The organism is Rhodococcus sp. 15-649-2-2 (genome assembly GCF_002258645.1).
Classification (GTDB): Bacteria; Actinomycetota; Actinomycetes; order Mycobacteriales; family Mycobacteriaceae; genus Rhodococcoides.
On record NZ_NPFM01000008.1, the window covers coordinates 127,773 to 135,074 of the forward strand.

At 64.2% G+C, this 7,302-nt stretch carries 8 protein-coding genes; all 8 read right to left on the minus strand.

Annotation, left to right across the window (positions count from 1 at the left end; genetic code table 11):
• Positions 1 to 8 precede the first annotated feature (8 nt).
• Positions 9 to 416: a YciI family protein gene (locus CH305_RS03940; protein ID WP_032405986.1), complete on the minus strand. Its 408-nt coding sequence runs from the start codon at positions 414 to 416 to the stop codon at positions 9 to 11.
• A 95-nt stretch (positions 417 to 511) separates the two neighbouring features.
• Positions 512 to 1,534, minus strand: coding sequence for a class II fructose-bisphosphate aldolase (fbaA, locus tag CH305_RS03945; RefSeq protein ID WP_032405687.1), 1,023 nt, complete (start codon positions 1,532 to 1,534; stop codon positions 512 to 514).
• Positions 1,535 to 1,542: 8 nt separating this feature from the next.
• Positions 1,543 to 2,568, minus strand: a complete 1,026-nt coding sequence (locus CH305_RS03950) for a LacI family DNA-binding transcriptional regulator (protein WP_256983519.1) — start codon at positions 2,566 to 2,568, stop codon at positions 1,543 to 1,545.
• A gap of 45 nt (positions 2,569 to 2,613) precedes the next feature.
• Positions 2,614 to 3,264 (minus strand): nucleoside/nucleotide kinase family protein, encoded by a 651-nt coding sequence (locus CH305_RS03955; protein ID WP_032405685.1) that lies wholly within the window; start codon positions 3,262 to 3,264, stop codon positions 2,614 to 2,616.
• Positions 3,254 to 4,192 carry a PfkB family carbohydrate kinase gene (locus CH305_RS03960; protein ID WP_094702778.1) on the minus strand — a complete coding sequence of 313 codons (939 nt, stop codon included), beginning with the start codon at positions 4,190 to 4,192 and terminating at the stop codon, positions 3,254 to 3,256. The genes CH305_RS03955 and CH305_RS03960 overlap by 11 nt, the downstream gene beginning before the upstream one ends.
• A complete protein-coding gene (locus CH305_RS03965; protein ID WP_032405683.1) occupies positions 4,173 to 4,955 on the minus strand; it encodes an ATP-binding cassette domain-containing protein in 783 nt (260 codons plus the stop codon). The genes CH305_RS03960 and CH305_RS03965 overlap by 20 nt, the downstream gene beginning before the upstream one ends.
• Positions 4,952 to 5,941, minus strand: a complete 990-nt coding sequence (locus tag CH305_RS03970) for an ABC transporter permease (protein ID WP_032376276.1) — start codon at positions 5,939 to 5,941, stop codon at positions 4,952 to 4,954. The genes CH305_RS03965 and CH305_RS03970 overlap by 4 nt, the downstream gene beginning before the upstream one ends.
• Before the next feature lie 34 nt (positions 5,942 to 5,975).
• Positions 5,976 to 6,974, minus strand: coding sequence for a substrate-binding domain-containing protein (locus CH305_RS03975; protein ID WP_032405682.1), 999 nt, complete (start codon positions 6,972 to 6,974; stop codon positions 5,976 to 5,978).
• Between the last annotated feature and the right edge of the window lie 328 nt (positions 6,975 to 7,302).

The window sequence follows — 7,302 nt, forward strand, 5'->3', positions numbered from 1 at the left end:
GATGGTCGTCAGTCGGCGATCGTGGGAGGAGCCTCCATGAACGGACGCAGCTCGAGCCATTCGTCGATCGGCTTCCCACCGGCACCGGGCGCTGCCGACAGCTGCCCGGCCAGCTCGAGCGCGCGATCGTAGGAGTCGACGTCGATCACCATCCAGCCTGCGATGAGATCCTTGGTCTCCGCGAACGGACCGTCGGTGACCGGAGGTTTCCCTTCGCCGTCCGAGCGCACCCACGTTCCCTCGGGGGCCACGGCCTGCGCGTCGACGAACTCGCCGGTCTTCTCGAGCTCGGCGGCGAAATCTCGCATGAACTGAATGTGGTCGTGCACTTCGGCCGGGGTCCACCGGTCCATCGGGATCCAGTCGGCAGGCTCGGGGGCTCCGCGGTAATGCTTGAGCATGAGGTACTTGGCCATGATGTCTCCTAGCGTCGGATGCAGCCATTCTTTCTGCATTCGACCCTGGGACGTAACCGGTCCGCAGAATTCGACATCTTTGAGAAAAATTGTTCTCAGCGCATCGTGCGGCCTGCCGAGCCGAGCATCTGCGTCGCCTCGACCACTCTCGCCGCCATCGCAGTCTCGGCCGGCTTGCCCCACGATCGGGGGTCGTAGGCCTTCTTGTTGCCGTACTCGCCGTCGACCTTGAGGACCTGGTCGTACTTGCTCAACATGTGCCCTGCGATGGACCGGGTGAAGGCGTATTGGGTGTCGGTGTCGATGTTCATCTTGATCACCCCGCTCGCCACCGCGGAGGCGATGTCTTCTGCACTGGATCCCGATCCACCGTGGAACACCAGATCGAACGGGTTGTCCTTACCCGTCTCGGCTCCGACGACAGCCTGGATCTCGGCGAGAATTTCTGGGCGGAGATGCACCGAGTCAGGGTTGTAGACGCCGTGCACGTTGCCGAAGGTCAGGGCCGTCATGTATCGACCGCGCTCCCCTGCGCCGAGCGCGGCGATCGTGGCCCGAGCATCGTCGACAGTCGAGTACAACTGTTCGTTGATCTCGTGTGAGACGCCGTCCTCTTCGCCTCCGATGACACCCACTTCGATTTCGAGGATCGTGTTGGCCTGCACCGACAGATCGAGCAGTTCCCGAGCGACACGCAGGTTCTCGTCGAGCGGCACCGCCGAACCGTCCCACATGTGCGATTGGTACAGCGGGTCGAGTCCGCGTCCGCGTCGGTCGATCGCGTCGGCCAGCAGTGGCCGCACCCAGTCGTCCAGATTCTCGGCGGGGCAGTGATCGGTGTGCAGCGCAACCGAGATCGAATAGTGTTGCGCCACTTCGTGGGCGTACTGGGCGAGCGCCTTGGAACCGGCGAAACGGTTCTGCACGGCGTTGCCGGAGAGGTACAGAGCGGTGCCGACCGAAACCTGGATGATGCCGTCGCTCTCTGCCTCGGCGAAGCCCTGCAGCGCTGCATTGAGCGTCTGCGAGCCGGTGACATTGATCGACGGGTAGGCGAACCCGCCCTCCTTCGCACGGTCGAGCATGGCCGCGTACTGATCCGGACTGGCAATGGGCATGAGCTGTCCTATCTTTCGGGTGCGGCCGGTATTCCGGCCGAGGTTGCGGCGCAGCCGCAGGAATTGCGATGGTTGAACGTGGTCGGCACTCGGATCGACCGAGGCGTCTCGTCCCGCCCCTCGATTCGATTCAGCAACAGGTCGGCTGCGATTCTTCCTATCGTCTGTACGTCCTGAGCAGCGGCTGTCAGGCGAGGCTCGAACAGATCGGACCATTCGAAATCGTCGTAGCATACGAACGCGAGATCCTGCGGAATCGACAAACCAAGGGCACGAACGGCTTTGAGTGAACCGATCGTCATCGAGTTGTTCATCGACACCAGTGCCGAGGGCCGGTTCGAGCTCGACATCAGTGCACGTACGTGCATCTCGGCCACCTCGACGTTGGACCTACCATCGAGGATGAGCCCAGGATCGAGGTCGACTCCCCGATCGGCGAGCGCGCGAGCATAACCGTCGAACCGTTCGTTCGTGGAGGAGATTCCTTCGATTCCGCGGACGATCGCGATGCGACGATGGCCTGCATCGAGGAGGTGGGCGGTGAGCTCGTAGGCCGAGGCGTCGTTCTCCGGACCCACCTGATCGCACGGAAGATCGAGCATCCGGTCGATCAACACCAGAGGGGTACCACTACGCACGATCTCCGGAATGGTCGTCGACTCCGATCCTGCTGCGGGAGCGAGGATCATGCCGTCGACCTGACGGTCCAGCAGGGAATCGGTCACTCGCCGCTCGGACAACGGCTCGTCGTGCGAATCACCGAGAATCAACACGTATCCGGCCTCGGACAGTCGTTGCTCGACGGCGTGTACCAAGCTGCCGAAATAGGGATTGGTCAAGGCGGCGATCGAGAGCCCTACCGTATTGGTTCGGCCCGCGGCGAGCGAGCGGGCAACGACGTTGCGTCGGTAGCCGATCTCGACAATTGCCGCGTCGACGCGTTGGCGGGTGGTCGGGTTGACGTTACGGGTGCCATTGAGAACGTGCGAGACAGTCGACACCGACACTCCTGCTATGCGGGCGACATCGTCCATCGTGGGCACGTCAGTCGGCCCAGCGCTGTCGGGTCCGCGAAACCGTCATGTCAGACGCAGGATTCGATCGGCGCGGCCTGCGGTCGACCCGATCAGTTCCGCATTGCGTTCGTCCGAGCCCAGTGCCCAGAACTCCGCGTCCTCGTGCGACTTTCCGTAGGCCTCGTGCCGAGCTACCAGGCGCTCGTGCCGAACCCTTGTGTGCGGAGCCAGAAACCAGACCTCGTCGATCATCGACCGCGCAGCAGGCCACGCGTCGGACTCCATCAGCAGATAGTTGCCCTCGGTGACCACCAGCGGAACAGTCGACGGAACCGGGATGGCCGAACCGATGGACTCCTCGATCTCGCGCCTGAACCTCGGTGCGTACACGATGGGGTCACCGGGTCGCTGGTCGTGAATCGCCGCGATCAATCGCGCGTATCCACCGTCGTCGAACGTGTCGTGTGCACCTTTGCGGTCGAGCCGGCCCAGGTCGATCAACACCTCGTTGGCCAGGTGGAACCCGTCCATCGGAACCAGTACCGCGCGCTCCGGCCCGAGCGCGTCGACGAGTTGCTGCGCTACCGTGGACTTTCCGGCACCGGGCGCGCCGGTCAGGCCGAGTATGCGCCGTTCTCCGGCGACGGCGAGTCGCCCGGCCAGCTCCACGAGCTCTCCGAGTGTCGCTCTCTGTACGTCCTGATCAGTGCTCACCGTTGTCGCTTTCGAGTCCGTCGGTAGTGGAGTGTGGCAGCGGAATTTCGTGTAGCCATGCTCGGGGTCCGACCACCGAACAGCGAAGGGCCGCAACGCGAGCCGACCTGTCGATGCGCTCGGCCAGAGAGCCCGACTGCGTCGAGTAGTAGGCATAGGCACCGTGGAAAGCATCTCCGGCACCCACCGTGTCGACCGCTGTCACCGGCTCCACATCGACCGAGCCGGACGACCCCTCGTCCCACCATTCGACGGGCTCGCTGCCGTGGGTGGCGACGACGGTATGCACGCCCGCTCCGACGAGTGCCGCTGCAGTGGTAGCCGTGTCGGAGGTGCCGGGGGTGCGAAAGTCCGCCGAGCACACCATGTCCGTGGCATGCGGGATCAGCTCGCTCATCACCGGCTTCCACCGACCGGCGTCGACGACCAGGGTGGTAACCCGCGCCGCCGCATGTTCCGCGGCGGCGCGGGCGATCAAGGGGTGGTGCCCGTCGACGAGGACGACATCGGCACCGGCCACGACCGTCTCGAGATCCTCGGGCGGTGGAGCTTCGGAATGCACGGCGTCCGCCGAGACGACCGACCGGTCGCCGGTCGATTCGATCACCGTCACGGCCGAGACGGGCACCGACCTGCTGGTGCCGAGGGCCGCGTCGAGCACGCGGACGCCGAACGCAGCCAGATCGGCTTTGACCAGCTCGGCCACCGGGTCGTCGCCGAGTGCGGTGACGAGCACGGCCGTGCCGCCGAGTGCGGCGAAGGTGACGGCCGCGTTGGCGGCCGGCCCTCCCGCCGCGACGAACTGCGCACTGGACGTGATCTTCTCGTTCGGTGCCGGAGCGGCCGACACTCGATGGATGACGTCGAGTGTGGCCAGTCCGACGAAAACTCCTACTGGAGCTTCCCTTTCAGACGCCCGCGCGTTCATCGTCGGTCGGCTCCTCCGCACCGGTCATCAGCGCAACGACCTCGGACATGGTGCGGTTCTTCGGATCGACGACGCCCGCGCGCTTGCCGAGGCGGTGAATGTGAATTCGATCGGCAACCTCGAACACGTGCGGCATGTCGTGGCTGATGAGCACCACCGGTATGCCGCGGTCACGAATGGTTCGGATCAGATCGATCACCATGCCCGATTCCCGCACGCCGAGCGCGGCCGTCGGCTCGTCCATGATGATCACTCCGCGTCCGAACGCCGCTGCCCGGGCAACTGCCACGCCCTGACGCTGACCACCGGAGAGGGTCTCGACTGCCTGATTGACCGACTTGATACCGATCTTCAGATCCTGCAGATGCTTCGACGACTCCTCCCGCATCCTCGGCATGTCCAGACGCCGAAAGAGGCTGCCGCTGATGCCCTTACGCTTGATCTCGCGTCCCAGATAGACGTTCGAGGCGATGTCGAGCGCCGGAATGACGGCCAGGTCCTGATAGACCGTCTCGATGCCGGCCGCTCGGGCGTCGCGCGTGTTCTTGAACGTCACCGGCGATCCGTTCATCAGGATCTCACCCGAATCCGGAATGACAGCTCCGGCCAAAGCTTTGATGAGACTGGACTTTCCGGCACCGTTATCGCCGATGACCGCCAACACCTCGCCGGCCCGCAACTCGAAATCTGCACCGTTGATGGCCGTCACGCTGCCGTAGGTCTTGACCAGACCACGCGCTTCCAGAGCGAGGGGGGCATTCACTGTGACCTCCTACGTGCGAATTGATCGACGGCCACCGCGACGATGACGAGAATGCCGGTCGCGACGTTCTGGTACAGGCTGTCGACGCCTGCCTGCGTGAGCCCGTTGCGCAGCACACCGACGATCAGAGTTCCGATGAGAGTCCCGATGACTGTCCCGCGGCCACCGAACAGGCTGGTTCCACCGATGACAACCGCGGTGATCGTTTCGAGGTTGGCGTTCTGATAGGCGTTCGGATCGGCGTTGGGGATCCGTCCGAGCGCTGCCCATGCCGCGATCGCCGCGATGACACCCGTGACGATGTACACCGAGAACAGCACACGTCCGGACTTGATGCCGGAGCGGTCCGAAGCCTGCGGGCTACCGCCGACTGCGTAAATGTGCCTACCCCAGGATGTTTGGGACAGGGCGTACCACATCACTGCGTACACGAGCAGCATCACGACCACGCCGTAGGTGGTGGAGAAACTGCCGATCTTGAACGAGGTACCCAGCAGCGTCAGTGGTCCGCTCGGCACCTGGTAGGTCTCGGAGCCGGCCAGCAACCTGGTGGCTGCTTGGATCGCGGTGAACGTGCCGAGCGTGACGATGAACGGTGGCAACCGCAGCATCGTCACCAATCCGCCGTTGATCGCGCCGAACGCAACGCACACGGCGAGCGTCGAACCCAACGCTACGACCGGTCCGTTCGCCCCGGCCGACTGTGCCATCACGATGGTTCCCATCACCGCGACCGCACCGATCGACAGATCGATACCGGACGTGAGGATGATCAGGGTCTGGCCGACGGCGAGAATGCCGACGACCACAGACTGCTGCAGAATCAGAGAGACGTTCTGCGGGTTGAGGAACGAGCTCGAAATCGAGCTGAACACGATGATGGCAATGACGAGTGCGGCCAGTGGCCCGAGCAGCGGTTCACGCAGGATGGTGCCCACGTTGAACCGGCTCGGTGCCTTGGGAGGCGCAGCGGTATCGGTACTCACGAATCAGATCCCTGTGTTCGCCGGTACTTCGCGATCAGCCCCAGCAATTCGCTTCGCCCCACGCGGTGTCCTGGGATTCGATGCCGGCTACCGGCTTGTCGGTGACGAGCTGCGAGCCGGTGTCGTTGAATCCACTGGGCTTGGTGCCGTCCTGAGCGAACTTCACGACCGCGTCGACGCCCTGCTCGGCCATCTTCGCCGGGAACTGCAGCACCGTTGCGCCGATGATGCCGGACTTGACGTTCGCGATGCCGGTGCAGCTACCGTCGATGGAGCCGATGGTGATCTGATCTGCGCGGCCGGCGGACTGAATTGCCTGGTACGCACCTGCTGCGGCGGGCTCGTTGATCGTGTAGAGCGCGTTGACGCCGGGCGCACGCTGCAGCAGGTTCTCCATGGCGGTCTGCGCCTTGGTCTGGTCGCCGTTGGTGTTCTCCTGGCCGACGATCTCCGAAGAGCTGTCGGTCAGGCCCATTCCTTCGAGGAAACCGTCGTGACGGAACGTGTCGACAGTGCCGCCTGCGGTGCCGTCGAGCATGATGACCTGCGGCGCTGTGGTTCCGAGCGTGCCCTTGACCCATTCGCCCTGACTGACGCCTGCCGCCTTGTTGTCGGTCGCGAACGTGGCGTCCACCGCGTCCTCGGGGTCGGTTGCAGTGTCGAGGGCGATGACGACGACACCGGCGTCACGTGCCTTCTTGATCGCGTCGAGCACTCCGGTCGACGAGTTCGGGGTGATCAGAATTCCCTTCACGCCCTGTCCCACCAGGTTCTCGATCGCTGCGACCTGTCCTTCGTTGTCACCGTCGAATGCACCCGCCAGAGCCACCAACTCGGCACCACTGGAATCTGCCTGCGCCTGAGCGGCCTCGCGCAGCTTCACGAAGTACGGATTGGAATCCGTCTTGGTGATGAGACCGACCTTGACGCTGTCCGAGTCCGAGCTGCTGCATGCGGTCAGGCCGAAGACGAGCGAACCGGCCATGAGCACGGTCCCGATCGTCAGCGCAGACTTCCGACGGTGATTGAACATGTGGACTCCCTTGTCCCCTAGCCACGCGGTCGCGTCGCTCGATTGCAGGAGCCTAAGGCGCATACAAGCGCTTGCGCATGCGCTTTCGCGAAACAAACTCGGAGTCTTTTCTGACCGACCGGCTGACCGGTTCGTGACGGGGGTCACGCTGGTCCCCCGCCCAGCCAGTCCTCGCCCCAGTCCGCCCGCCGCCCCAGTTCTCGCAAACGCGCGCGCGTTTGCCATCCTCCGCTCAATGTCAAGCTGTCTGGAGTCGGTTGTTGTTGATTCCGACGGTTGCGGGCGGTTGTGGTGTGCACGGGCGGCGGCGGAACCTCTCGGGGTGTCG

What these genes read in the sequence shown, in the direction of transcription:
- CH305_RS03940 (WP_032405986.1), bottom strand. Translation starts at nt 416, where the DNA reads ATGGCCAAGTACCTCATGCTCAAGCATTACCGCGGAGCCCCCGAGCCT.
- fbaA (WP_032405687.1), bottom strand. Translation starts at nt 1,534, where the DNA reads ATGCCCATTGCCAGTCCGGATCAGTACGCGGCCATGCTCGACCGTGCG.
- CH305_RS03950 (WP_256983519.1), bottom strand. Translation starts at nt 2,568, where the DNA reads ATGGACGATGTCGCCCGCATAGCAGGAGTGTCGGTGTCGACTGTCTCG.
- CH305_RS03960 (WP_094702778.1), bottom strand. Translation starts at nt 4,192, where the DNA reads ATGAACGCGCGGGCGTCTGAAAGGGAAGCTCCAGTAGGAGTTTTCGTC.
- CH305_RS03975 (WP_032405682.1), bottom strand. Translation starts at nt 6,974, where the DNA reads ATGTTCAATCACCGTCGGAAGTCTGCGCTGACGATCGGGACCGTGCTC.